This window comes from Clostridium sp. AF28-12, from assembly GCF_003435225.1.
Taxonomy (GTDB): domain Bacteria; phylum Bacillota; class Clostridia; order Lachnospirales; family Lachnospiraceae; genus Pilosibacter; species Pilosibacter fragilis.
The window spans coordinates 3,595-4,061 of sequence record NZ_QWGJ01000046.1 but is presented as its reverse complement, the minus strand read 5'-3'; the positions used below and the strand labels follow the sequence as shown (position 1 = coordinate 4,061).

The following is a 467-nucleotide window of genomic DNA, read 5'->3' as shown; positions in this document are numbered from 1 at the left end:
GCCATCGGGATTGTGGCGAATGAAAACAAGTACCATCCCATCCGGGACTACCTAAGTGCCCTTGTGTGGGACGGGACAGAACGAATCCGTTTCTGTCTGCGGCACTTTCTGGGGGCTGACGCAGACGATTACACCTATGAAGCGTTGAAGCTGTTCCTGCTGGGTGCAATCTCACGAGCCTTTCAGCCGGGGTGCAAGTTTGAAATCATGCTCTGTCTGGTAGGCGGTCAGGGGGCTGGCAAGTCCACCTTCTTCCGTCTGCTGGCAGTCCGGGACGAGTGGTTCTCCGATGATTTGCGGAAGCTGGACGATGACAATGTGTACCGCAAGCTGCAAGGTCACTGGATTATCGAAATGTCGGAAATGATGGCAACTGCCAACGCCAAGAGCATTGAGGAAATCAAGTCGTTTTTAAGCCGGCAGAAAGAGGTCTACAAGATACCCTATGAAACCCACCCGGCAGACCG

At 53.7% G+C, this 467-nt stretch carries 1 protein-coding gene; it reads left to right on the top strand.

Annotation, left to right across the window (positions count from 1 at the left end; translation table 11 throughout):
* Positions 1-467: virulence-associated E family protein (locus DWY93_RS17720; RefSeq protein ID WP_242990761.1), on the top strand; the 467-nt coding region annotated here is incomplete at both ends.